The 20,935-nt window shown below is 59.3% G+C and carries 28 protein-coding genes; 14 read left to right on the top strand and 14 right to left on the bottom strand.

Translation table 11 applies throughout. The features are described from left to right. Nucleotides 1–19: 19 nt before the first annotated feature. From atpD to Q5Y75_RS18785, 3 genes are all read left to right on the top strand, one after another. Nucleotides 20–1,444 (top strand): F0F1 ATP synthase subunit beta, encoded by a 1,425-nt coding sequence (atpD, locus tag Q5Y75_RS18775; protein WP_306200422.1) that lies wholly within the window; start codon nt 20–22, stop codon nt 1,442–1,444. A gap of 12 nt (nt 1,445–1,456) precedes the next feature. Continuing rightward, entirely contained in the window at nt 1,457–1,867 is a 411-nt protein-coding gene (locus tag Q5Y75_RS18780; RefSeq protein WP_306200424.1) for a F0F1 ATP synthase subunit epsilon, read from the top strand. A 122-nt stretch (nt 1,868–1,989) separates the two neighbouring features. Then, the gene (locus Q5Y75_RS18785; protein ID WP_306200426.1) at nt 1,990–2,340 is read left to right on the top strand and encodes an H-type lectin domain-containing protein; all 351 of its coding nucleotides are present in this window, start codon (nt 1,990–1,992) and stop codon (nt 2,338–2,340) included. 259 nt (nt 2,341–2,599) lie between these two features. On the opposite strand, the gene Q5Y75_RS18790 is transcribed toward Q5Y75_RS18785, so the two are convergent. Further along, on the bottom strand, nt 2,600–2,743 hold the full coding sequence (locus Q5Y75_RS18790) for a hypothetical protein (protein ID WP_306200428.1): 144 nt from the start codon (nt 2,741–2,743) through the stop codon (nt 2,600–2,602). A gap of 3 nt (nt 2,744–2,746) precedes the next feature. Next, a complete protein-coding gene (locus tag Q5Y75_RS18795) occupies nt 2,747–3,466 on the bottom strand; it encodes a response regulator (protein ID WP_306200430.1) in 720 nt (239 codons plus the stop codon). Nucleotides 3,467–3,603: 137 nt separating this feature from the next. On the opposite strand from Q5Y75_RS18795, the gene mce reads away from it, so the two are divergent. Both mce and Q5Y75_RS18805 read left to right on the top strand, forming a co-directional pair. Further along, nucleotides 3,604–4,008 (top strand): methylmalonyl-CoA epimerase, encoded by a 405-nt coding sequence (gene mce / locus Q5Y75_RS18800; RefSeq protein WP_306200432.1) that lies wholly within the window; start codon nt 3,604–3,606, stop codon nt 4,006–4,008. Between the two features lie 39 nt (nt 4,009–4,047). Further along, a complete protein-coding gene (locus tag Q5Y75_RS18805) occupies nt 4,048–4,320 on the top strand; it encodes a DUF1467 family protein (RefSeq protein WP_306200434.1) in 273 nt (90 codons plus the stop codon). A 12-nt stretch (nt 4,321–4,332) separates the two neighbouring features. Here the strand turns inward: Q5Y75_RS18805 and Q5Y75_RS18810 are convergent, their stop codons facing one another. Both Q5Y75_RS18810 and Q5Y75_RS18815 read right to left on the bottom strand, forming a co-directional pair. After that, nucleotides 4,333–5,025, bottom strand: coding sequence for an EI24 domain-containing protein (locus Q5Y75_RS18810; RefSeq protein WP_306200606.1), 693 nt, complete (start codon nt 5,023–5,025; stop codon nt 4,333–4,335). Beyond that, nucleotides 5,025–5,603 carry a nitroreductase family protein gene (locus tag Q5Y75_RS18815; protein WP_306200436.1) on the bottom strand — a complete coding sequence of 193 codons (579 nt, stop codon included), beginning with the start codon at nt 5,601–5,603 and terminating at the stop codon, nt 5,025–5,027. The genes Q5Y75_RS18810 and Q5Y75_RS18815 overlap by 1 nt, the downstream gene beginning before the upstream one ends. A 127-nt stretch (nt 5,604–5,730) precedes the next feature. Between Q5Y75_RS18815 and Q5Y75_RS18820 the strand changes: the two genes are divergently transcribed. Beyond that, on the top strand, nt 5,731–5,997 hold the full coding sequence (locus Q5Y75_RS18820; protein WP_306200438.1) for a DUF167 domain-containing protein: 267 nt from the start codon (nt 5,731–5,733) through the stop codon (nt 5,995–5,997). Here Q5Y75_RS18820 and Q5Y75_RS18825 read toward each other — a convergent pair. Then, entirely contained in the window at nt 5,994–6,248 is a 255-nt protein-coding gene (locus Q5Y75_RS18825; protein ID WP_249708321.1) for a DUF8831 family protein, read from the bottom strand. The two genes, Q5Y75_RS18820 and Q5Y75_RS18825, sit on opposite strands and share 4 nt — an antisense overlap. Before the next feature lie 127 nt (nt 6,249–6,375). On the opposite strand from Q5Y75_RS18825, the gene Q5Y75_RS18830 reads away from it, so the two are divergent. The 3 genes from Q5Y75_RS18830 (at nt 6,376) to Q5Y75_RS18840 (ending at nt 7,770) form a co-directional block, all read left to right on the top strand. Further along, nucleotides 6,376–7,083: a M48 family metallopeptidase gene (locus Q5Y75_RS18830; RefSeq protein WP_306200440.1), complete on the top strand. Its 708-nt coding sequence runs from the start codon at nt 6,376–6,378 to the stop codon at nt 7,081–7,083. 1 nt (nt 7,084) lies between these two features. Then, nucleotides 7,085–7,447 carry a YigZ family protein gene (locus Q5Y75_RS18835; protein WP_306200441.1) on the top strand — a complete coding sequence of 121 codons (363 nt, stop codon included), beginning with the start codon at nt 7,085–7,087 and terminating at the stop codon, nt 7,445–7,447. 71 nt (nt 7,448–7,518) lie between these two features. Then, nucleotides 7,519–7,770, top strand: a complete 252-nt coding sequence (locus Q5Y75_RS18840; protein ID WP_306200443.1) for a DUF6455 family protein — start codon at nt 7,519–7,521, stop codon at nt 7,768–7,770. On the opposite strand, the gene Q5Y75_RS18845 is transcribed toward Q5Y75_RS18840, so the two are convergent. Both Q5Y75_RS18845 and Q5Y75_RS18850 read right to left on the bottom strand, forming a co-directional pair. Continuing rightward, on the bottom strand, nt 7,760–8,146 hold the full coding sequence (locus Q5Y75_RS18845) for a thiol-disulfide oxidoreductase DCC family protein (protein ID WP_306200445.1): 387 nt from the start codon (nt 8,144–8,146) through the stop codon (nt 7,760–7,762). The two genes, Q5Y75_RS18840 and Q5Y75_RS18845, sit on opposite strands and share 11 nt — an antisense overlap. 54 nt (nt 8,147–8,200) lie before the next feature. After that, nucleotides 8,201–8,443: a CDGSH iron-sulfur domain-containing protein gene (locus tag Q5Y75_RS18850; protein WP_306200447.1), complete on the bottom strand. Its 243-nt coding sequence runs from the start codon at nt 8,441–8,443 to the stop codon at nt 8,201–8,203. A 162-nt stretch (nt 8,444–8,605) separates the two neighbouring features. Between Q5Y75_RS18850 and Q5Y75_RS18855 the strand changes: the two genes are divergently transcribed. Further along, nucleotides 8,606–9,034 (top strand): hypothetical protein, encoded by a 429-nt coding sequence (locus Q5Y75_RS18855; protein ID WP_306200448.1) that lies wholly within the window; start codon nt 8,606–8,608, stop codon nt 9,032–9,034. Between the two features lie 182 nt (nt 9,035–9,216). Beyond that, the gene (locus Q5Y75_RS18860) at nt 9,217–9,699 is read left to right on the top strand and encodes a fasciclin domain-containing protein (protein ID WP_306200450.1); all 483 of its coding nucleotides are present in this window, start codon (nt 9,217–9,219) and stop codon (nt 9,697–9,699) included. Nucleotides 9,700–9,730: 31 nt separating this feature from the next. On the opposite strand, the gene rimO is transcribed toward Q5Y75_RS18860, so the two are convergent. Further along, nucleotides 9,731–11,119: a 30S ribosomal protein S12 methylthiotransferase RimO gene (rimO, locus tag Q5Y75_RS18865; protein ID WP_306200452.1), complete on the bottom strand. Its 1,389-nt coding sequence runs from the start codon at nt 11,117–11,119 to the stop codon at nt 9,731–9,733. A gap of 102 nt (nt 11,120–11,221) precedes the next feature. On the opposite strand from rimO, the gene Q5Y75_RS18870 reads away from it, so the two are divergent. After that, nucleotides 11,222–13,195: an AsmA family protein gene (locus Q5Y75_RS18870; RefSeq protein ID WP_306200454.1), complete on the top strand. Its 1,974-nt coding sequence runs from the start codon at nt 11,222–11,224 to the stop codon at nt 13,193–13,195. A 53-nt stretch (nt 13,196–13,248) separates the two neighbouring features. On the opposite strand, the gene Q5Y75_RS18875 is transcribed toward Q5Y75_RS18870, so the two are convergent. The 5 genes from Q5Y75_RS18875 to Q5Y75_RS18895 form a co-directional block, all read right to left on the bottom strand. Beyond that, on the bottom strand, nt 13,249–14,745 hold the full coding sequence (locus Q5Y75_RS18875; protein ID WP_306200455.1) for a phosphomannomutase/phosphoglucomutase: 1,497 nt from the start codon (nt 14,743–14,745) through the stop codon (nt 13,249–13,251). A 19-nt stretch (nt 14,746–14,764) separates the two neighbouring features. Continuing rightward, complete coding sequence (kdsA, locus tag Q5Y75_RS18880) at nt 14,765–15,598, bottom strand: 3-deoxy-8-phosphooctulonate synthase (protein WP_306200456.1); 834 nt, start codon at nt 15,596–15,598, stop codon at nt 14,765–14,767. 3 nt (nt 15,599–15,601) lie between these two features. Next, nucleotides 15,602–17,191 carry a KpsE/RkpR family capsule polysaccharide export protein gene (locus Q5Y75_RS18885; protein ID WP_306200457.1) on the bottom strand — a complete coding sequence of 530 codons (1,590 nt, stop codon included), beginning with the start codon at nt 17,189–17,191 and terminating at the stop codon, nt 15,602–15,604. Beyond that, complete coding sequence (locus Q5Y75_RS18890; RefSeq protein ID WP_306200459.1) at nt 17,169–17,828, bottom strand: ABC transporter ATP-binding protein; 660 nt, start codon at nt 17,826–17,828, stop codon at nt 17,169–17,171. Before Q5Y75_RS18890 ends, Q5Y75_RS18885 begins: the two co-directional genes overlap by 23 nt. A gap of 214 nt (nt 17,829–18,042) precedes the next feature. Further along, the gene (locus tag Q5Y75_RS18895) at nt 18,043–18,234 is read right to left on the bottom strand and encodes a hypothetical protein (protein WP_306200460.1); all 192 of its coding nucleotides are present in this window, start codon (nt 18,232–18,234) and stop codon (nt 18,043–18,045) included. Between the two features lie 605 nt (nt 18,235–18,839). On the opposite strand from Q5Y75_RS18895, the gene Q5Y75_RS18900 reads away from it, so the two are divergent. Both Q5Y75_RS18900 and Q5Y75_RS18905 read left to right on the top strand, forming a co-directional pair. Next, a complete protein-coding gene (locus Q5Y75_RS18900) occupies nt 18,840–19,907 on the top strand; it encodes a hypothetical protein (RefSeq protein WP_306200461.1) in 1,068 nt (355 codons plus the stop codon). Between the two features lie 219 nt (nt 19,908–20,126). Continuing rightward, nucleotides 20,127–20,324, top strand: coding sequence for a hypothetical protein (locus Q5Y75_RS18905; protein ID WP_306200462.1), 198 nt, complete (start codon nt 20,127–20,129; stop codon nt 20,322–20,324). 16 nt (nt 20,325–20,340) lie between these two features. Here the strand turns inward: Q5Y75_RS18905 and Q5Y75_RS18910 are convergent, their stop codons facing one another. Continuing rightward, a complete protein-coding gene (locus Q5Y75_RS18910) occupies nt 20,341–20,745 on the bottom strand; it encodes an SOS response-associated peptidase family protein (protein WP_306200464.1) in 405 nt (134 codons plus the stop codon). Nucleotides 20,746–20,935 lie beyond the last annotated feature (190 nt).

Consider the following 20,935-nt stretch of genomic DNA (forward strand, 5'->3'; position numbering starts at 1 on the left):
GACAAACCGGAGACGAAACATGGCGAATGCAAAAGGCAAAGTCACTCAGATCATCGGGGCCGTCGTCGACGTGCAGTTCGATGGCGAGTTGCCTGAAATTCTGAACGCGCTGGAAACCACCAACAACGGCAAGCGCCTAGTGCTGGAAGTTGCCCAGCACCTGGGCGAGAACACCGTGCGGACCATCGCAATGGACGCAACCGAAGGTCTGGTGCGCGGCGAGGCCGTGACCGACACGGGTGGCCCAATATCGGTGCCGGTGGGCAATGCCACGCTGGGCCGCATCCTGAACGTCGTGGGCGAACCCATCGACGAAAAGGGTGACGTGAAAGCCACTGAAACCCGTGCGATCCACCAGCCCGCGCCGGAGTTCGACGAACAGTCGACCGAGTCGGAAATTCTGGTGACCGGCATCAAGGTTGTGGACCTGCTGGCTCCTTATGCAAAAGGCGGTAAGATCGGCCTGTTCGGTGGTGCCGGTGTGGGCAAGACCGTTCTGATTATGGAACTGATCAATAACATCGCAAAAGTGCACTCGGGTTACTCGGTGTTCGCGGGTGTTGGCGAACGGACGCGTGAGGGCAACGACCTTTACTGGGAAATGATCGAATCCAACGTGATCAAGCCCGACAACCTCGAAGATTCACAGGTTGCTCTGGTTTACGGCCAGATGAACGAACCTCCGGGAGCGCGTGCACGTGTTGCTCTGACCGGTCTGACGCTCGCCGAGCAGTTCCGTGACCAGTCCGGTACCGACGTTCTGTTCTTCGTCGACAACATCTTCCGCTTCACGCAGGCGGGCTCCGAAGTGTCGGCTCTGCTGGGGCGTATTCCTTCGGCGGTGGGTTACCAGCCGACGCTGGCCACCGACATGGGCGCGCTGCAGGAACGCATCACCTCGACCAAGGCCGGTTCGATCACCTCGGTGCAGGCCATCTACGTTCCTGCGGACGACCTGACCGACCCTGCGCCGGCGACCTCGTTTGCGCACCTCGACGCGACCACCGTTCTGAACCGTGCGATCTCGGAAAAGGGTATCTACCCGGCGGTTGACCCGCTCGACTCGTCCTCGCGTCTGCTGGACCCGGCCATCGTCGGTGATGAACACTATGCGGTTGCGACCGACGTTCAGCAGATCCTCCAGCGCTACAAGTCGCTGCAGGACATCATCGCCATCCTCGGCATGGACGAACTGAGCGAAGAGGACAAACTGACCGTGGCCCGTGCTCGTAAGATCGAGCGATTCCTCAGCCAGCCGTTCGACGTGGCCGAAGTCTTCACCGGTTCGCCGGGTGTTCAGGTGCCGCTGGATGTGACGATCTCGTCGTTCAAGGCCGTTGTGGCTGGCGAATATGACCATCTGCCCGAAGCGGCCTTCCTGATGGTTGGCGGCATCGACGATGTGGTCGCAAAAGCCGAGAAGATGGCTGCAGAAGCTGCCTAAGGAGTAAACCTGATGGCAAACACAATGCAATTCGACCTTGTCAGCCCGGAACGGAGCCTTGCTTCGTTCCCGGTCAGCGCGGTCCAGATTCCCGGCGCGGATGGGGACATGACGGCGATGCCTGATCATGCTCCCACCATCACCACGCTGCGGCCCGGTATCCTGAAGGCCGAAGGGCCCGATGGCAACGCCGAATTTCTGGTGACCGGCGGGTTTGCCCAGATCAACGCGGATGCTATGTCGGTTCTGGCCGAAAAGGCGATACCGGTGGGCGAAGTGACCCGCGCGCATCTGGACGAGATGATCGCCGAGGCCCGTGCCTCGCATCAGAACGCTGTCGATCAGGGTCACCACTCCATCGTGGATGAAGCGGCCAAATTGTTGGCCGATATGGAGGCCCTGGGCACCCATATGAGCCTGTGATGCGGGCGTTTCGCAATATCTGAAAATGGCCGGTTTCCTTTAGGGAGCCGGCCATTTTGTTTCCTTGGAATTGACGATTTCCGTCTTTAGTGCCCATCGGACGCAGTAACTTAGTTGACGTGATGCATGTTTTTTCGACCCACCCGGTGGGCATTTTGCAAGGCGAGCTTGGCCTGTTCTCGGATTTCGAGAATGGCGGCGAGATGTGGACCGGTCATGGCCCGCGTGAGCGCCGCACCAAGGTCAGCTTCCCCGAGCCGTTTCGAAGCATTCCCGCCGTGCAACTGAGCATGTCGCTTTGGGATTTCGACACCAACACTTCGATGCGGGCCGAACTGAAAGCCGAGAATGTGACCGAGGGCGGGTTCGACGCGGTGTTTCGCACCTGGGCCGATACCCGTGTGGCCCGCCTGCGTGTGGCCTGGACCGCGATTGGCGACGTACCGCATGACGATGATTGGGAGGTCTATTGACCAGTGGTCATCGTAAGGCAAGTACCTCAGCGGGACAGGCCGCAAACCGAAACGCACAGAGATTGCATTAAGACGCTCAGGTGCGGGTGAAACCCCCGCACAGAATCCGATCCGTTGCTAAGGCGCGCGCTGCGTGCCGGGAGACATCGACGGCGCTCAAACGCAGGCGCCGCCACCTGCTGCAAGTGACAGATGGAAGTCTCTGGCGATGTGGCCTCTGCGACAGGCAAGAACCTGATCGCACGAGGCGCAGGTCGGTTCAGCGCTGCTCTAGCAGAGATGGAACCGCCGGTTCTTCGCGGTGATGCGCGCGGTTACGCCGAATGTTGCGCGCGCGAAGGCGCAACTGCCCGTAGAGCCCCAGTGCAATTGTTGCCATTGCTGCCAGAAACACCTCGATCATGCCTCATATCGCCTTTCTGTTTTGTAAGCGTTGTTGCACAAGCCCCGCCAATCGCGCGGCGTCGCTGGTGACCGGTGCGCCGCGGGCGCGGGAGCGGGCCAAACGATCCGCGGCATCCGCCAGCGCGGTGTCCTGTACACTATGGGCCACGCCGCGCACGAACTGCGCCACATAATCCAGCATCTTGTCATCAACCTCCTCGGTCATCACGGTCGCGGCATGCGCCATGTCATCGTGATAGGCCACGCGGTCAGGCTCGACCGTTTCGTCACTGATCGACATCAGCGGGGGATAATGCTTGTCCGTCGGCATGCGCGACAGCACGGCGTTCTGAAAGGCGGCGAGGGAATGCACCGGCTTGGCAAGAAACCCGTCGGCACCGGCGGCGATCGCCAGTTCTTCGCCCTGATCATCGCCCGAGATACCCAGGATCACCGGCACGCGGGGCACGGACACAGCCAGTTCGGCAATCAGGTCGGCCCCCGATCCGTCAGGCAGCCCCATATCGATGATCAGGCAGGAGGGGCGATAGACCCGCAGATGCCGCCGCGCCGATTTCAGATTGTCCGCGCGCCGGATACGCGCCCCGCTACGCAAGCAGAGCAGGCGCATAGCCTCGCAGGCATAACGGCTGTCCTCGACAACCAGAATGGTCAGACCCAGCAGCGGTCGGTCGATGGTGGGCGTGACATGGGCGGTGGCGAAGGGATCCGAATCGTCCATGGTGAAACTCCTATCAGCAGACCCGGCCAACGCTAGGTCATGGTGGCTAACGCGGAGTTAATGCCGCACCACCCGCTCTTGCCCTTTTGCCCGCCGCGTGGTCAAAACCGTCCGACCGAGCAACGAGGAGACCCGCCATGATTGGCCGACTGAACCATGTAGCTATCGCCGTTTCGGATCTGGAGGCCGCATCCGAGCAGTATCGCAACGCTCTGGGCGCCAAGGTGGGCGCGCCGCATGACGAACCCGATCACGGCGTCACGGTGGTGTTCATCGAATTGCCCAACACGAAGATCGAACTGCTCTATCCGCTGGGCGAGGACAGCCCGATCAACGGGTTTCTGGAAAAGAACCCGGCGGGCGGGATTCATCACGTCTGCTATGAGGTAGAAGACATACTCGCCGCGCGCGATCACCTGAAAGAGACCGGCGCACGCGTGCTGGGTTCGGGCGAGCCTAAGATCGGCGCCCATGGCAAGCCAGTCCTGTTCCTGCACCCCAAGGACTTCAACGGCTGTCTGGTGGAACTGGAACAGGTCTGAGCCTGAAAGCGGCGGACCCACAGGAAAGGATGCAGCAACATGGGTATCACATCCGGCATCGTGCTTTATGCAGTGATCTGGTTCATGACCTTTCTCGTCGTGCTGCCGATCCGCATCAAGACTCAAGGCGATCTGGGCGACATTGTTGCGGGCACCCATGCCGGTGCGCCGGAACATCACCACCTCAAGAAAAAGGCCTGGATCACCACGGCGGTGGCGGCGGTTTTGTGGGTGATCATTGCCGGGATCATCCTGTCGGGTGTGATCAGCATCAGCGATTTCGACTGGACCGAGAATCTGCCCCCGGTCTAGTGACCACGCCGCTTAGCGCGTTTTGTTAAGTGCGTGGTAGATATGGGTGAATGTTGCGGCACCCAGAACCGGGATCAGCAGGCTTACCAGTGGCACTGACAACGGGATCGCCATCAACGTCCCGGCCAGCCAGATCGTGCCGGTATGGCGCGCGCGCAGTTCATATGCCTTCTCGCGGCCCAGCCTGCGCATGGCGGCGAGCGTGAAATATTCGCGCCCCAGAAGAAACCCGTTCAGCCCCCAGAAGATGAAAGGGGCCAGCGGCGTGAAGATGGCATAAAGGATTAGCGCCAGGATGTTGGCGACGATCAGGATGCCCATGAAACTCAGCGAATCCCGGATCGCCTCGGAAACGGGAACGGGAGATACTTGGGGCAGCGCGGGATAGTGGCGATCCTCGACCGCTTGCGCCACCTCATCGAGAAACAGCGAGGTGATGGCCGAGGCAACCGGCACCATTAGAAACACCGGCAGGATCAGCACTAGCACGATGCCGGAATAGTTCAGCACGTCGTTCAACCAGGGCACCGCACCGATAAATGGCAACGAGATTTCGCTGCCCGATAGCCAGTTGATGAGCCAGATCGCGGCGATACAGGCGGCGATCAGCAGAGCGATGGTCAGGCCGACACCACGCAGCAGCACGCTGCGAAACCTGGGGTCTCCGATCTGGCCCAGTGCCTGAAGGAAGGAATTCAGGATCATCATTGTGATACCCAACCGGTGATCGCGTCCAGATCGGGGCGCGGGCGTTCCGGCGGCTTGCTGCCTTCACTTGCGACATGGATGAACCCGGCGATACGTTCGTTTTCCGCCAGCCCCAGACCCTCCTTGCAGAACCCACGGTCATGCGAGGGCCACCCGCTGAGCCAGTTTGCGCCCCAGCCCGAAGCCAGCGCGGCATTCAGGAGCGCCAGACAGACCGCACCGGCGGAATAGCTCTGTTCGATGGCGGGGATTTTCTCGGAAGGTTTCTGAACCTCGATCACGGCCACAGTGAGGATACCCTGATCGAACTGGCTGCGGCCCTTGGCGATGTCTTCGTCGGATTTGCCCAGCGCCTCGCCCCGGCGCGCGACCAGATCGGCAAGTCGGGGCATGGCACCCTGTTCCAGCACGATGAAACGCCACGGCTCCAGCTTGCCGTGATCGGGGCTGCGGGCGGCGGCTGTCAGCAAGGGCAGCAGCGCCTCCCGGTCCGGGGCGGGCGCAACCAGTGTTTTTGCCGGGCGGGACCGACGGGACAAAAGGAAATCAAGGGCAGGCTGATCGTTTTGAGGCATATGTAAACTCTTTTTACATCCGTGTCTGCTATCTCGGTCACGCGGCCCCCGGTTTCAAGGGTAATCTGGCCACATCTGCCGGGAAATCTTCTGGTTCTGTCCCCTGATCCGGGGGACACTGCGTGCCATGGGAAAACCCAAAACCAAAGACCTGGTCGATTTGCGGAATCTGGCGGTGCCGGGGGCCGAGATCACCTTGCATGTTACCCCCAGGGCGGCGCGCAATAGCCTGATCTGGCGCGACGGCATGTTGCGGACAAAGGTCATCGATCCGCCCGTCGACGGGCGCGCCAATGACGCGGTCTGCGCTCTGCTGGCCCGAGCCATGGGCGTCGCACCCAGCCGCCTGAACCTGGTCCGGGGCCAGAGCGCGCGGGACAAGACGTTTCGCTAAGATGGCGGCTGACCGCGCGGAGCTTCGCGCATCTGATAGACACCCTCGGGCAGGTCAAGGGCTGCGGCCAGATCGCGCAATTGCTCGGGCGACAGGGTGATCTTCTGGACCTGGTCGGTCCGGGGGTCTAGCTGCTCCAGCGTGACGCATTCAGCGAAGGAGTTGATGGTGACATCCTCCAGCAGCGGCGTTTCGCCCTCATCCATCAAGGTGATGACCGTGGCGTCGAATTCGTGCTCAATGGTAAACATAGGCGCAGAGTGACGGCGTGCGCGGCGGGTTGCAAGCAAAACAGATCGTGTTCTTGCAGGGCTGGCAGCCGATGGTCGGACGGGCTAGGTTCCCCTTCGAGCAGTTCTACCGAAAGGCCCCTTTGTCATGCGCCGCCTCGTGCTTTTTCTGGCCCTGAGCCTGACCGCCTGCGCCGAGTTGTCGCCCCAGACCGGCGGCGGACCTCCGATCGCCGGGCAGGAGGGGCCGGCCAACACGCCGGAAGAGGCCGCACGCGCCTTCACCGAGGTTAGCCGCGCCGTCAAGCCTCGCGCGGTCGAGGAATGCCGCCGCCGGACCCGCAATGTGAACTGCGACTTTCTTATCGTTGTCGACCCCGACCCGCGCGCGCCGGTCAATGCGTTCCAGAGCCTTGATGAGGATGGCCGTCCGGTCCTCACCTTTACCGTCTCGATGATCGCATCGGTGCGCAATCAGGACGAGTTGGCCTTTGTGATGAGCCATGAAGCCGCGCATCACATCAAAGGCCATCTGGACCGGCAGGCCGAGAACGCGGCAGCAGGCGCTGCGATCTTTGCGGAACTGGCGACGATCACCGGCGGCAACGAGGCTGCGGTTGAAAACGCGCAAAAGATCGGCGCGGTGGTGGGCGCGCGCAGCTATTCCAAGGAATTCGAACTTGAAGCGGATGAGCTGGGCACCATCATCACCGCCCGGGCCGGATACAACCCGCTCGTGGGGGCTGAGTTCTTTTCACGCCTGCCTGATCCCGGCGACCGCTTTCTGGGCACGCATCCACCAAATGCCGAACGGATCGAAATCGTGCGCCGCACCGCCACGCAGGTGGGATTCTGAGGTGTCAAAGCTCACCCGGCTTGGCGTGATCTTGACCGATCGCGGCTCGAAATACGCGGTATCGGGCGCAGGCGTCGCAAGCCGGGCAGATGTCGACGCGGTGCTGGCCGATCTGAAATCGGACCGCGCCTATGCCAAGGCGACACATAATACATGGGCGGCGATCCTGCCGACAGGCGCGCTCAAGGCCGATGATGGCGAAAGCGGCGCAGCGATGGTGATTCTGCGGATGATGGAACGGGCCGAGCTGCAAGATCACGTGATCATTGTGACCCGCTGGTATGGCGGTAAAAAGCTGGGTGGCGATCGGTTCCGGCGCGTTCAGGACGCAGTGCGGGCCTATCTCGATCAATCAGGCATTTGATCTGAATCAAATTTCGCGCCGAAGGGTCGCGATATTCTCCCCCTGGCCAGAAACGGCGCGGAGGGAAGATCATGCGAAGTCCAAAAATGCTGAAACGTCACGCGTCTCTGGTGGATCGGATGGCGCGGACAGTCGGTGTCGATCTGGAAGAATCGGCACTACGCGGAGACCTCGCATTCGACGAGATCGCAGATGCGGTGATTGCCTGTACCGGATGCACCAACCCCACCCATTGCGAATCCTGGCTGGCTGAAAAAAACAGCGCCGAGTCCACACCAGAATATTGCCGCAATACAGAGCTGCTGAAACGGCTCATGCCCTGAGCTTTTGTTTCCGCAACCGCGCGAGGTGCCAGCGGTAAATCAACGGCGCCAGCGCGTGGTCGTAAAGCGCGCTTGCCAGCCACCGGATGCCGGGCAGGCCGACGATGCGCGCCAGCCAGCGGTATCGCCGCATGTCCTGCCAGAGCACCAGAAACCCGTCGATTCCGCCATAGAGCGCGCCGTCCTTCAATACATAAAGCCGCCGCGCCGCCTGATCGCGGGTCAGCCCCCACTGCGCCAGATCTTCGGTGTTCAGGTCTTCGAATCGCAGTGGCAGGGCGTGGCGCTTTGCATAGCGCTCATAGTGCCTGATCTCGTAATTGCAGACCGGGCATTGGGCATTAAAAAGCACGCGGGTTGTGTGGGTCGTATTCATGCAAATCCACCTAGCACCCATCCGAGCACTGGCCATGGACCGATTGCCGCAGGCTCAGAGCTTGGAATGGCTGCCGTCGCATAGCGGCATCTTGTGGGACTGCTTGCAGCCGCAAAAGAACACCTTCTTATCGGCCTCGGCAGTGTATTTTATTGGCTCGATCGTACTGCCCTTGTGCGATCCGTCGCAGAAAGGCTGCTTCGCCGATTTTCCGCAGGCACACCAGAAATAGGTTTTCCCTTCGGTGACGTCGATTGGATAGGGCGCTTTTTGCGCAACGATGGGCGCGTCTGACATGTGGCTCTCCTTGCTGGCTGATGTCGGGGTTCAACGATAGCGCAACCCGCTGGGATTGGTAGAGCGCGCCTATCGAAGAAATTCAAAGTCTCAAGTTGGGAATTCACTACTTTTTAAACAAATTGGGTCATGACAACCTAAAGAAGAGTAGCAGGGGCAGATATGATTTCATTGGTAGTAAAGGGCAGCATCCCATTGATGTTTGGCGCGGCAGCATCCGTTTACGCGGCCGATCCGTTTTCGTCGGAGTTTGAGCGCTTTTCCCGAGAGACGGTCTGGCAGCTTCAGGCCGATGGGCAGCCCGTTGCGACATCCGAGGTTCTGGGCTTCCTGAGCGAGGCCGGGATCGAGGACAGGGTGTCGTTCCTTCAAAGCAACATGGACGCGTGGGCACCTTATCACGTGGATGATCCCGAACTCTCATCCAATATCCGGTCGGCCCTTGTGGATCAGGACACGCAGGTATTGCGGGTCTATTCCGACTACCATTACGGCCTGTTCGACGGCGGGCATGAATTGCGGGTTCTGATGTGGGAAAAGGCGGATGGCGATGCCGAGCTCGCCGCCTATGTGGTCGATCACAGCCTTTGACGTGACATTCGCCTGAGCAGGCGCTTCACATCTTTGTGATTGGAGGATGACCGACCCTGCGGCTTAGCGCTGGTGTTCTTGGGATCAAGTGATTTCTTCCGCAATAGGGACTGAACCGCACCACCGTTCGGCCCGTATCGGTTGTGATGCACACGAAGCGTCTCAACTCAAGAGGACCGACCATGTTCCGCAATTTTGCTATCGCATCCGCGACCACCATTCTGATGACCACTGCCGGTTTTGCCGGAGGGCACGCCAAGGATATTGTCGACACCGCCGCCGGAGCGGGATCGTTCACCACGCTCGTCGCCGCCGTGCAGGCCGCCGATCTGGTCGACACGCTCAAGGGCGATGGGCCGTTTACTGTCTTCGCCCCCACGGATGAGGCCTTTGCCGCGCTGCCCGAGGGAACGGTGGAAACCCTGCTCAAGCCGGAAAACAAGGATCAGCTAGTTGCTATTCTTACCTATCATGTTGTGCCCGGCAAAGTGATGTCAGGTGATCTGGCCGACGACATGACCGCCGCGACCGTCCAGGGCGGCACCGTGACCATCGATCTCGACAATGGCGTCATGGTCAATGACGCTACTGTTGTCACTCCGGATATCGAGGCCGAAAACGGGGTCATTCATGTGATCGACAAGGTCATCCTGCCCGCAAGCTAACAGCTTGGCGGCCCCGAAAGGGGCCGCAGACCTAGGCCGAAAGTCGGCCCCAGAGGTCGTATTCCCCGGCCTCGTCCACCTCGACAGTCACGATATCGCCGGGTTTCAGCTCCTCGAACCCCTCGTCGATGAACAGGTTGCCGTCGATCTCGGGGGCGTCGGATTTGGTGCGGCAGGTCGCGGCCTCACTATCCACCTCATCCACGATCACTTGCAGCCTCTGCCCAACCTTCGCCGCCAGCTTGGCCTCAGAGATCGCCTGCGCCTTTTCCATGAACCGCTCCCAGCGTTCCTGCTTGAGTTCGGGGGCGACATGATCGGGCAGGTTGTTGGAGCGCGCGCCATCCACGTTCTCGTATTGAAAACAACCGACACGATCCAGTTGCGCTTCGTCCATCCAGTCCAGCAGGGTCTGGAACTCCGTCTCGGTCTCGCCGGGATACCCGACAATGAAGGTCGAGCGCAGGGTGATATCGGGGCAGATCGCGCGCCAGGCGGCGATCTCGTCCAGCGTCTTGGCGCCAGCTGCGGGTCGCGCCATGCGTTTCAGCACATCCGGATGGGCATGCTGAAACGGGATGTCGAGATACGGCAGCAGACCGCCACCTTCGGCCATCAGCGGAATCAGGTCGCGCACAAAGGGATAGGGATAGACGTAATGCAGTCGCACCCAGGCATCGAGCTGTCCCAACTCGCGTGCCAAATCGGTGATATGGCTGCGCACCTGGCGGTCTTTCCACGGGTTCACGTCATAATTGCGGTCCAGACCGTAGGCCGAGGTGTCCTGACTGATGATCAGCAACTCCTTGACGCCGTTATCGACCAGCTTTTCGGCCTCGCGCAGCACCGCATGGGCCGGGCGGCTGGCCAGGCGTCCGCGCATATCGGGGATGATGCAGAACTTGCACTTGTGATTACAGCCCTCGGAAATCTTGAGATAGCTGTAATGGCGCGGTGTCAGCTTTACACCCGAAGCAGGAAGCAGGTCGACAAACGGGTCCGGGTCGGGTGGCACCGCCCCATGCACGGCGTCCAGCACCTGTTCGTATTGATGCGGGCCGGTTACAGCCAGAATGCGCGGATGATGCTCGCGGATATAGTCCGGCTCTGCCCCCAGACAGCCGGTCACGATCACCTTGCCGTTTTCGGTCAGCGCCTCACCAATCGCATCCAGCGATTCTGCCTTGGCGCTGTCGAGAAATCCGCAGGTGTTCACGATCACCGCATCGGCCCCGGAATAATCGGGCGAGATGCCGTAACCCTCGGCGCGCAGTCTGGTCAGAATGCGTTCGCTGTCCACCAAGGCTTTAGGGCAGCCAAGCGAGACCATGCCAATGGTCGGCTGGCCCGCGCGGGGCGTGTCGGCGATCCGGGCTGCGGGGGCAAGATCGGGGCGGAGATCGGGTGGGTTTGTGCTCATGCTCGCGCGTATAGAGGCGTTGGAGCACACGTGCAAACGTTGCACCACGCTGCGGCCCTTGCCATAGTTCGAAAAACCCAGCCAGAAGGGGAAGAACAGAGCATGCGTTGGTTGTTTCGTATCGTTTTCATTGTTGTCGCGGTTCTGGGTCTTGTGATTGGCGTGTTGCTGCTGTTGCCGGGCGAGAAACTGGCGCAGATTGCCGCTGACCAGATCCGCGCCGAAACAGGGCGCGAGGTGACCTTCGACGGCAAGGTAAAAGTCTCGTTCTGGCCGGTTCTGGGGCTGGAAAGCGGGCCGGTCACCATCGCCAACGCGCCCTGGGCCACATCCGGACCCATGCTAAGCGCCGACCGGTTGTCGGTAGGGGTCTCCGCACCCGATCTGCTCACGGGTACGATCCGGATCAAGCAATTGCTGGCGGATCGACCGGTTCTGCGGCTGGATGTGCAGGGGGACAAGGCGAATTGGGATCTGTCGAAGCCGCATGTGGTCAGTTCCAGTGCGCCCAGTAGCGGGACCGGATCAGGCTCGGGAACAGACGAACAAACAGCCGCGGATTTCTCACTGGAAAAGCTTGTTCTGAGCGATGCGCAGCTGATCTATACCCGCGATGGGAAGGTCGATTTCAAGCAGACGGGTGTCGACCTGACGGCGCGCTGGCCACTGGCCGATGGCCCCCTCGATCTGGAGCTCGCATTGTCCCTTGGCGGCGATCCTCTCGCGATCACAGCCGAAATCGCAAAACCGCAGCTGTTGAACGCTGGCAGCGCCTCGCCCGTCACCCTCGACATAAAAACCAGCGCGGGCTCGGTCGGTTTCGATGGCCGGTTCTCGCGCGATGGGGATGCGGAGGGTAATCTGGTTGTGACCAGTACTGACACCCCGCGCCTGCTTGCGGCGTTAGGGCAGGGCGGGATCGACATTCCGCGGGGCCTGGGCCGGGCCGCAAGCTTTAAGGGTAAGGCAACCTATACAAATGACGGCCGCCTGTCCCTACGCAAAATGGTGCTGAAGCTGGATGGTAATCAGATCAAAGGCGGCGCAGATGTGCAGTTGGCGGCCAAACCCAATATCACGGCCAATCTAAGGGCGGGTACGCTGGACTTCTCAAAGACCGCTCCGACCGCAACGGCATCCTCCGGCGGTGGCGGCGCTGCGTCCTCCGGTCAGAGCACCGGTTGGTCGACCTCCCCGATCGATGCCTCCTTACTCGGGCTTGCCAACGCAACGATAAACCTGACAGCGCAAGCGGTTAAACTGCCGGAATTCGATTTGGGCAAGACCCAGGTGACTCTCAAGATCGAGCGCTCCCGCGCCGTACTCAGGATGAAAGAGGTCTCGGTGTTTTCCGGTCTGTTGAGCGGGCGTCTGGTCGCCAATAACCGCAGTGGCCTGTCCGTAGGCGGAGACCTGACAGCACAGGATATCGACCTGAACCAGGCGCTGAGCGCGCTTGCGGATGTCACCCGGTTTTCGGGGCAGACCTCTGGCAAGTTGAAGTTTCTCGGCGTCGGGCAGACCGAAGATCAGATCATGCACTCGCTGTCAGGATCGGGCAGCATCAGCATGGGTAAGGGGGTGATCTCGGGCTTTGATCTGCACCGCCTGATGGACGGCCATACCCGCACGGGCGGCACCACCGTGTTCAACAGCCTGACGGCCAGCTTCACCATGGAAAATGGTGATCTGGACAATCAGGACCTTCTGTTGAAACTCGACAATTACCGCGCTGACGGGAAGGGGCGGATTGGCATTGGTGCCCGCGACATCGACTATCTCTTCACGCCTGTTCTGCTGCGCGCGAATTCCGGCAAAGGGCGCGAGGTGCCGATCCGGATCAATGGGCCTTGGTCGGACCCGTCGATCAGGCCGGATCTGAAAAAAGTAATCGAGGCTGCGGCGGAGGCGGAATTGGACAAGGTCGCAGACACCGCCAAAAAGGCGCTGCATGGTAAACTGGGCGAAGAACTGGACGCGCCTGTCGAAAACACTGCGGACGTCGAAAAAGCTTTGAAGAACAAGCTGGAAGAGGAAGCGAAGAAGGGCCTGTTGAAGCTGTTCGGAGGGGATTGACCGTTTCTCCTATTTTGCGACGGGGGCAGGGCCCCCGATGCAAGTGTGGGTCTTCAGATGGTCTGGTCGTACTCCCCCACCAATGGCTCGGTGCGGATCACGTCGTCGATATCGGCAAAGATCGCCCGCAACTCGGCCTCGCTTTCGGGGCTTTCGCAGACGACCACCAGATTGGGCGTATTGGAACTGGCGCGCACGAGGCCCCAGGCCCCGTTGTCCAGGATCACCCGAGCGCCGTTGACGGTCACGACCTGTGCGATCTTGCGGCCGGCCATAGTGCCACCTTCGGCGGCGCGTGCCTCCAGCTTGCTGACCAGACGTCGCAGCACATCGTATTTCTCGGTATCGGCGCAATATGGTGACATGGTGGGTGTGGAATAGGTTTTGGGCAGCGCTTTGCGCAGATCCGACATGGATTTGCCCGGATTGCGATCCATCAGCTTGCAGATCTCGACCGCCACGCGCATTCCGCAATCATAGCCGCGCCCGATGGGTTCGGCGAGAAAGTAGTGGCCTGACTTCTCGAACCCCGCCAACGCGCCGATCTCTTTTACGCGGCGTTTCATGTGGCTGTGACCCGTCTTCCAATAATCGGCCTTGATCCCATGTGCCTGCAGTTCAGGGTCCGAGGCAAAGAGCCCGGTGGATTTCACATCCGCCACGAAGGTCGCGCCAGGATACAGTTTCGCCAGGTCGCGGGCCATGATCACGCCTACCTTGTCGGCGAATATCTCTTCGCCCTCGTCATCCACCACGCCGCAGCGGTCGCCATCCCCGTCAAATCCCAGCGCAAGGTCGGCGCCGCTGGCTTTCACAGAATCGGCCATGTCATGCAGCATCTCCATGGCTTCGGGGTTTGGATTATAGTGGGGGAAGGTGTAGTCGAGCGTGTTGTGGCTGGGCACAACCTCCACCCCCATGCGCTGGAAAATCTCGGGCGCAAAGGCCGAGGCGGTGCCATTGCCGGTGGCACAGACCACTTTCAGCGGGCGCGAAATGCGGAAATCTCCGACCAGATCATCGATATAGGCTTTGCGCACGCCATCGACGAATTCATAGGACCCGCCGGTGCGAGGCTGGCCCTCACCGTTCAAAATGATATCGCGCAGTTCCGCCATTTCGTCCGGCCCATGGGTCAGCGGGCGCTCAAACCCCATCTTGACGCCGGTCCACCCGTTTGGATTATGGCTAGCGGTCACCATCGCCACTGCGGGCACATCCAGGTGAAACTGCGCGAAATAGGCCATCGGGGACAGGGCCGGACCGATATCCTTGACCTCAATGCCCGCCTGCATCAGCCCCAGGATCAGCGCGTTTTTGATCGCCAAGGAATAGTCGCGGTAATCATTGCCCACCGCGATCACCGGCGCAATTCCACGCCGGTGCATCTGGGTGCCGAGGCCTAGGCCAAGCGCGGTCATGCCGGGCAGGTTGATCTCATCAGGGTATTTCCAGCGGGCGTCATATTCACGGAACCCGGTGGGTTTGATCATTGCATCACGCAGGAAGTTCCAGGTGTTCGGTGACACCTCGGGCAAGGGTTTGGTCATGACAAAAGTCTCTGGGTGTTCAGATTTGAATTGGGTTTGCCTTTGCAAGCCGGTCGAAGTCCATCAAGGAGGCAATCAGCGCGGGCATCTGATCGAGATAGATCATGTTCGGCCCGTCACAGGGGGCATTGTCGGGGTCCTGATGTGTTTCCATGAAGACCCCTGCCACGCCAACAGACACCGCTGAGCGCGCCATGACTGGCGCGAATTCGCGCTGACCACCCGATGCACCGCCGAGACCGCCGGGTTGCGCAACCGTATGGGTGGCATCCATGATCACGGGATACCCGGTGCGCCCCATTTCGGGCAGGGATTGCATGTCTACGACGAGCCGGTTGTAGCCAAAGCTGACACCGCGTTCGGTCAGCAGTATGTTGTGATTGTTCGTACTTTCGATCTTGGCCGCGACATTCTGCATGTCCCATGGGGCCAGAAACTGTCCCTTTTTGACGTTGACCGCAGTGCCGGTCGCGCCTGCCGCCTTCAACAGTGCTGTCTGGCGGCACAAGAAGGCGGGAATTTGAAGGATATCGCAGGTTTCGGCGACGGCGGCGCATTGTTCCTTTTCATGCACATCAGTTGTCACCGGCACGCCGATGGCGTCCTTGACCGACTGCAGGACCGCCAGCCCATTTTCGAGGCCGAGGGCCGGAGCGGCGTTGACGGATGTTCGGTTCGCCTTGTCAAAAGATCCCTTGAAGACATACTGCGCGCCTGCTGTCTCGCAAGCCTCCTTCAGGGTGCCTGCGATCATCTGCGCATGATCAGCGCTTTCCAGTTGGCAGGGGCCCGCGATGATGGTCAGCGGGCGGTCATTGCCGATAGTCAGATCGGCCACTTGCACATGTTTCATGGTCTATGAAGATACCTGTTCTCGTAGGATCGACGCGGTAAGCGAAATCATCAGGTAGATACCAGCAAAGACCAGGAATGCCAAAATCGTATTTTCGAATTTGCGCGGATAGCTGGGTTCCTGGCTGGGCACCGGGTTGACCGACACGGTGAGATAGCGCACCTGCCGGTTCGCCTCCATGCGCGTGGTCTCCATCTGCTGCAGGGCCGATTGCAGCATCATATCGCGCGAAACGAGGTCCGCCTGCGCCATCTGTATCCGCACGCTCAGCTGCGCCAGTGAGTTCTCGCCATTCGAGGCATCGACCATTTCGGCATTCAGCGCGTCCAGCAGGGTCTGCAATCGCTTGATGTCGGCCTGCGTGCCCTCGACTTTGGCGCGGTTCGGACGGGTATTGTCCAGCAGCGCGGCCAGTTGCAGTTCCTTTTCCTGCAGTTCCAGTTCAACCGTGTTGATGCGGCCGCGCAGCCCGGCGATCACGCCCTGCGGATCCAGAACCGCGCCCCTCATCTGCAGTTGAACCAGAGCCTCCTGCGCATTGCGCCTCTCTTGCTGGGCGCTTTCAAAGCTCTTGCGCGCCTCACGCATCTGGTCATCCCGTTTCTGCCCCGAAAGGTCATTCACGCGATCTTCGGCATAACCAAGCAAGCTCTCGGAAAATTCGGTGGCGGTTTCAGGGTCAGCGGCGGTGACGTCCATCCGGATCACACCCTCGGTCGGGTCATATCCGATGGTCACGATCCGCGAATAGGTTTTGTAGGCCTCTTCATTGGTGGCGTCCGGCGAGAGGCGCTGGATTGGATCGACCCAAGGTTGCGAGAAATGCGCCTTGAACCCGCGATCCCGGTCCAGCAGCAGCATCGCCTCTTTCGATTCCAGAAACGACTGAACCGAAATCGAGTCCTGACCGGTCGCAAACTGGGTTCCCGCAAACAACCCGCCAACACTCCCACCACCGCCATCGGCCTGCAGGATCACAAATTCCGACTTGGTCGAGTACATCGGCGTTGCAATATTGTAGAAATACCAGCCCACGATGGCGGTCGGCAGCAATACGAAAAACGCCAGTCGCGCCATCAGCATCGTCAGCTTGCGTCGGCGTCGACGCGCGATGTCGCGCTGTATCTGGGTGATTTCCATTTCCCGGCGTTGAGCGGGGCTCATATCCGGGGCTGGCAGGTTCTGCTGGCCGGGCTTCACGGTTTGCGGCAATTGCACGTCCTGGCGTGCCTTGGCCGAGAGGCGGTCCTGGTCTGGCGCTTCCTCGTCGCGTGGCACCACAAGTTCCAGCAGGTTCGGCCGCTTGAATGGCTCGATCCCGCGTTCCCGCAGCAGCCGGACCGCGTCATAATCCGAGGTGGCAGGCAGGTTGTGCTTCTGCGCCATGCGCCGCGCCATGCGCAACTGGCGTCCGGTCAGACCTTCGCGCTTGATGGCCGCGATGTCGGTCTGGGCGATGTTTTCCGCCCCGCTATCCTGTTCCGGTGGCGGTGATTCAACATTGCCGTCAGCGACCTCGGGTGTTTCGGGCCTTGCGCTGCCTGCATCGGTGCGCCGGATGCGGAATTTTCTAGCCTTGGGTTTCGTAGTCATAGAGCTGTTTCGCTTCTTCCAAGGTGTCGAACATGTAGAGCTGACCGTCCAGCAGAACCGCCGCCTGCCGGGCGAACTTTTCCAGCACTTTCGGGCTGTGCGAGACGATCACGATTGTGGTGGTGCGCAGGCGTTCCTCCAGTATAGACCCCGCTTTGCGGTTGAACTCCACATCGGTGGAGCCGGGCATCCCTTCGTCGATCAGATACATGTCGAAATCCAGCGCCAGCATCAGCGCAAAGGAAAACCGGGCCCGCATCCCCGACGAATAGGTCCCCAGCGGTTGGTCGAAATACTCATCCAGATCGCAAAGCCAGCGGCAATAGGCCTCGACATAATCGGGGTCCATACCATAGAGGCGCGCGATGTAGCGGCAGTTTTCCATCGCCGAGATACGAGAGACCACCCCGCCCATGAACCCCAGCGGAAACGAGATGTTGCATTCGCGATGGATCGTACCTTCATCAGGTTTTTCCAGCCCGGCGATCATGTTGATCAGCGTGGTCTTGCCGGTGCCGTTCGGGGCCAGCACGCCCAGCGATTTGCCGACCTCGACGCGGAACGACACCCGGTCCAGGATCACCTTGCGCTGTGATCCGGTCCAGAAGGACTTGCTGACAGTGTCGAATTCAAGCATCGGTGATCTGCTTTGGCCTGCGTCATTCATTCTGGGGCGCGGCTGCGACCCCTGCTGCATACCCGTTTTCGGGTTTGTCTCAGCCTAAGCGCTGATATGGGCCACATTATGTCGAAACATGAAACAAATAATCAACGCGAAACCGCCCGCCCTGGCAGAAGTGAACAGCAACAGGGGGCGGCAAGTTGGCATGTTGAGTTCTACGCCCCACCATTCACCCGCGTCGCAAAGGCAGGTCACGTTGCTTTTCATCAAGCACAGCCTGGAATAGTGATGTCAGCTCTGACTTTTGCAGCAGCGGTACTCTAGCTTTCTTGTCCGAATTGGCTTCATCGGCGTCATTTGAAGCTGAGGTTTGAACTGGTTCCGCCACTTTAAAGCGGTTGAGAAATGACTTGATTTGCATCTTCAGATTCCTTCAACACTGGGCTTTCAAAGTTGTCGCTGTGGACCTGGTCCGAACCTAGCTGTAGGTGGCTCAAGGACCTGTAATCCGTGAGTGGCGATCCACAGCGACACTGCGCATTTAGGAAAAGCCTTTGTTGTCGTAAGGGGGAAGAATCCGCCGATTTGCGTCATTTTTTGACCGGGCAGTCAAAAAATCGATACATGTCTTACGTTTACGTCAACATACCGAGAAGACAGGCCAGTCAATGCGACGTAACGTAAGATGCAACCAAGAAACGCTCAAACAAATGCGACAACGAAGAACATTCCGCAAGGAACCTCTGCTCGCTATCGGAGCCTCAATAAAGGCGCCGCCACGGAATTGGCTCTTCGGTTGTGCAGGTGTTGACTGACCGTAGCTGCAAGACTGGGGCTCATCGACCTAGGGGTGTTCAATGCTGCTCGAATTCGGCGCAGCGCTAACGGCCGTTTCGAAATGATGAGAGACAAGCTAAACGCGGATGGGACCTTTTCAAACGGTTCGACATCCGGTCGTTTCCTTGTGACGCGCTGTTGATGGTGACACGAGCGTAGATCAACTTTGCCAAAGATCAGGTGTCGAAATTGTGGTACCTGTTCTTCATGAATATGGCCAAGAAGCAAAATCCGGGTGTAGTCTATCGGGAGGTGAAAACGCGCTATTTCGCTATAGCATTCGCTCCGGTATTCATCTTTTTGATCAACACCCTTATTACCAACCATCTCTTCGCCACAGATATAGATGTCCCTACAGACATTCTGCAAACCGAGCGCCCTTGGCTCGAAGCAGTGGGTCGGCACAGATTTCTTGCCGCCACTTGGTTCTTCGCCGCCCTGGCAATCTTTGCTGTCGCAATGCTGATACGAAACCTTGCTCGACCAACCGCGCCAAAAACAAGGGTGGTGGCCATAGCTACGCTGCTCATCATATTGTTGCTGGCCCTTGTCCCGACAATTCAGCAAAGCATTAACCCCGACGGATCGCGGGTCTATCATCGACTGGGGGCTGCCTTCTTTGAGGCTGCGCTGTCGCGGGGAGGTCTGCCAGGATGTGTTGGACCAGATGACCTCTGGCTTCTGGGTCGATGTGGCGAAATACCCGCCATATCCTTGTTCAATCGTATCATCGACATCGTCAATGTTCTTGCCGGTCTCTCTGTCGGTGCACTTGTCGTGGGAATGGTGCTTTGCCTGGAAACGCGCGACGGCGACGATATTGAAGATCAGGCCGCACTTTTGGCGGGAAACCTCAAGCAGATGCGGCAGCAATTATATGTCTCCAGCATCGTGCTCACATTCGGCATGTTGTTTGCGACGAGTTGGATGTACTGGCCGCTCCCTTTGGTAAAAGAGACAGAACAGGCCGCATACAGCGCGCTCGTCCTCGCATCGGCGCTCTTTAGTGGGACGTATTTTAGCCTTTTGATGCTTAGCTTTTACCTGCCCGTAGCCTTGATTCTGGATGGCCGTACGCGAAGGTTGGCCGAGAAGGTGCGCCAGGGTGCACGACCTGATGAGCCTCTGAATGCCCTAGAGTGGAGGAAGGCGAGAGGATTGCAGGAAGGAGCGGTAGACTACTTGCGCGCTGGCTTCGCAGTAACCGCACCGATTCTGGCGGCTTTCGCTGGCGGCATTTCACCGATTGCCCTCTAGGTTCTATGGCAGATGTCGCTTCTCTGCATTCCAGGAATTCTACGTATATCAATGCCGTGAAGGGTGGATTGTAAGAGGGCGCGTATTGCGAAACTCCGCAAGCTTATGAAACTGAGTTGTATTTTCGGGTTCTGCCATGCTTCTGTCCCTGCTTTGGGCTGGCGCTCCCTGAAAACGAAAAAATCGGCTACACTTGCTATCATCAGACAGGAGAATGCCATGCTCTATCCGCTCGCCACGCTTGAAGCCGACAAACTCAACGCGATTCAGAATCTTGAAAAGGAAATCGGCAGCCCGGTGGTGGCGCTTGCTGGAATCGATGCCAATACTGCCAACCTGACGGACGACAAACTTAAAAAGTTGCAGGACCTTGAGAACGAGCTTGATGTCGTTCTTGTCGCGGTACGGCCTAGCTAGCTCGCCCTTGGGGCGTCTACTCGTCCGTCGCGTCGCCAAAGGCGACAATCTCAAGCACCCCATCAGGCGGCGCGCGTTGTAGAGCTCCAGCATCTTCCCAAGGTGCTGTCAGCCACGTCTCAACCTTGCCCGGCGTTTGCAGAATCACGGGCATGGCCTTCGGATGAATCGCGCCCACAACGTCAATCGGTTCTATGGTCAGAAAGCCGTAGAAGTCCGCGTTGACCTCACCTTCCTTTACTTTGCGCGCGCTTGTCCAGTTGGTCCAGACGCCCGCGAAGAACATCAGTGGTCGATCCTCGTTGAGTGCAAACCAGACCGGTTCGGATTTGCCATCCGCATTACTTCCCGGCTCTGAGAATGAGGTGAAGAGGGTTAGCTGGCTTCGATTTGCGCGCTGCTGAAGATCAAGTTTTGTCATGGCCAGTACACTGCTCTGTCTGAAATTCCATGACGTTCAATCTCGTTCCGTAGAGCTTTGAGGTCTGCTCTCGCCCTAACTCTTTCGGTAGTCGACAAATTCATCGCCGTTCAAAATGAGTTTCCTGCCTGGCAAGAAGTCAATAAACTCAAGCAACTTGGCACGCGCCTCTACGCTATGGTCCTTTGAA

It is taken from the genome of Ruegeria discodermiae, assembly GCF_030758345.1.
Taxonomy (GTDB): domain Bacteria; phylum Pseudomonadota; class Alphaproteobacteria; order Rhodobacterales; family Rhodobacteraceae; genus Ruegeria_C.

What these genes read in the sequence shown, in the direction of transcription:
- atpD (WP_306200422.1), top strand. Translation starts at nt 20, where the DNA reads ATGGCGAATGCAAAAGGCAAAGTCACTCAGATCATCGGGGCCGTCGTC.
- Q5Y75_RS18780 (WP_306200424.1), top strand. Translation starts at nt 1,457, where the DNA reads ATGGCAAACACAATGCAATTCGACCTTGTCAGCCCGGAACGGAGCCTT.
- Q5Y75_RS18785 (WP_306200426.1), top strand. Translation starts at nt 1,990, where the DNA reads ATGCATGTTTTTTCGACCCACCCGGTGGGCATTTTGCAAGGCGAGCTT.
- Q5Y75_RS18790 (WP_306200428.1), bottom strand. Translation starts at nt 2,743, where the DNA reads ATGATCGAGGTGTTTCTGGCAGCAATGGCAACAATTGCACTGGGGCTC.
- Q5Y75_RS18795 (WP_306200430.1), bottom strand. Translation starts at nt 3,466, where the DNA reads ATGGACGATTCGGATCCCTTCGCCACCGCCCATGTCACGCCCACCATC.
- mce (WP_306200432.1), top strand. Translation starts at nt 3,604, where the DNA reads ATGATTGGCCGACTGAACCATGTAGCTATCGCCGTTTCGGATCTGGAG.
- Q5Y75_RS18805 (WP_306200434.1), top strand. Translation starts at nt 4,048, where the DNA reads ATGGGTATCACATCCGGCATCGTGCTTTATGCAGTGATCTGGTTCATG.
- Q5Y75_RS18810 (WP_306200606.1), bottom strand. Translation starts at nt 5,025, where the DNA reads ATGATCCTGAATTCCTTCCTTCAGGCACTGGGCCAGATCGGAGACCCC.
- Q5Y75_RS18815 (WP_306200436.1), bottom strand. Translation starts at nt 5,603, where the DNA reads ATGCCTCAAAACGATCAGCCTGCCCTTGATTTCCTTTTGTCCCGTCGG.
- Q5Y75_RS18820 (WP_306200438.1), top strand. Translation starts at nt 5,731, where the DNA reads ATGGGAAAACCCAAAACCAAAGACCTGGTCGATTTGCGGAATCTGGCG.
- Q5Y75_RS18825 (WP_249708321.1), bottom strand. Translation starts at nt 6,248, where the DNA reads ATGTTTACCATTGAGCACGAATTCGACGCCACGGTCATCACCTTGATG.
- Q5Y75_RS18830 (WP_306200440.1), top strand. Translation starts at nt 6,376, where the DNA reads ATGCGCCGCCTCGTGCTTTTTCTGGCCCTGAGCCTGACCGCCTGCGCC.
- Q5Y75_RS18840 (WP_306200443.1), top strand. Translation starts at nt 7,519, where the DNA reads ATGCGAAGTCCAAAAATGCTGAAACGTCACGCGTCTCTGGTGGATCGG.
- Q5Y75_RS18845 (WP_306200445.1), bottom strand. Translation starts at nt 8,146, where the DNA reads ATGAATACGACCCACACAACCCGCGTGCTTTTTAATGCCCAATGCCCG.
- Q5Y75_RS18850 (WP_306200447.1), bottom strand. Translation starts at nt 8,443, where the DNA reads ATGTCAGACGCGCCCATCGTTGCGCAAAAAGCGCCCTATCCAATCGAC.
- Q5Y75_RS18855 (WP_306200448.1), top strand. Translation starts at nt 8,606, where the DNA reads ATGATTTCATTGGTAGTAAAGGGCAGCATCCCATTGATGTTTGGCGCG.
- Q5Y75_RS18860 (WP_306200450.1), top strand. Translation starts at nt 9,217, where the DNA reads ATGTTCCGCAATTTTGCTATCGCATCCGCGACCACCATTCTGATGACC.
- rimO (WP_306200452.1), bottom strand. Translation starts at nt 11,119, where the DNA reads ATGAGCACAAACCCACCCGATCTCCGCCCCGATCTTGCCCCCGCAGCC.
- Q5Y75_RS18870 (WP_306200454.1), top strand. Translation starts at nt 11,222, where the DNA reads ATGCGTTGGTTGTTTCGTATCGTTTTCATTGTTGTCGCGGTTCTGGGT.
- Q5Y75_RS18875 (WP_306200455.1), bottom strand. Translation starts at nt 14,745, where the DNA reads ATGACCAAACCCTTGCCCGAGGTGTCACCGAACACCTGGAACTTCCTG.
- kdsA (WP_306200456.1), bottom strand. Translation starts at nt 15,598, where the DNA reads ATGAAACATGTGCAAGTGGCCGATCTGACTATCGGCAATGACCGCCCG.
- Q5Y75_RS18885 (WP_306200457.1), bottom strand. Translation starts at nt 17,191, where the DNA reads ATGACTACGAAACCCAAGGCTAGAAAATTCCGCATCCGGCGCACCGAT.
- Q5Y75_RS18890 (WP_306200459.1), bottom strand. Translation starts at nt 17,828, where the DNA reads ATGCTTGAATTCGACACTGTCAGCAAGTCCTTCTGGACCGGATCACAG.
- Q5Y75_RS18895 (WP_306200460.1), bottom strand. Translation starts at nt 18,234, where the DNA reads ATGCAAATCAAGTCATTTCTCAACCGCTTTAAAGTGGCGGAACCAGTT.
- Q5Y75_RS18905 (WP_306200462.1), top strand. Translation starts at nt 20,127, where the DNA reads ATGCTCTATCCGCTCGCCACGCTTGAAGCCGACAAACTCAACGCGATT.
- Q5Y75_RS18910 (WP_306200464.1), bottom strand. Translation starts at nt 20,745, where the DNA reads ATGACAAAACTTGATCTTCAGCAGCGCGCAAATCGAAGCCAGCTAACC.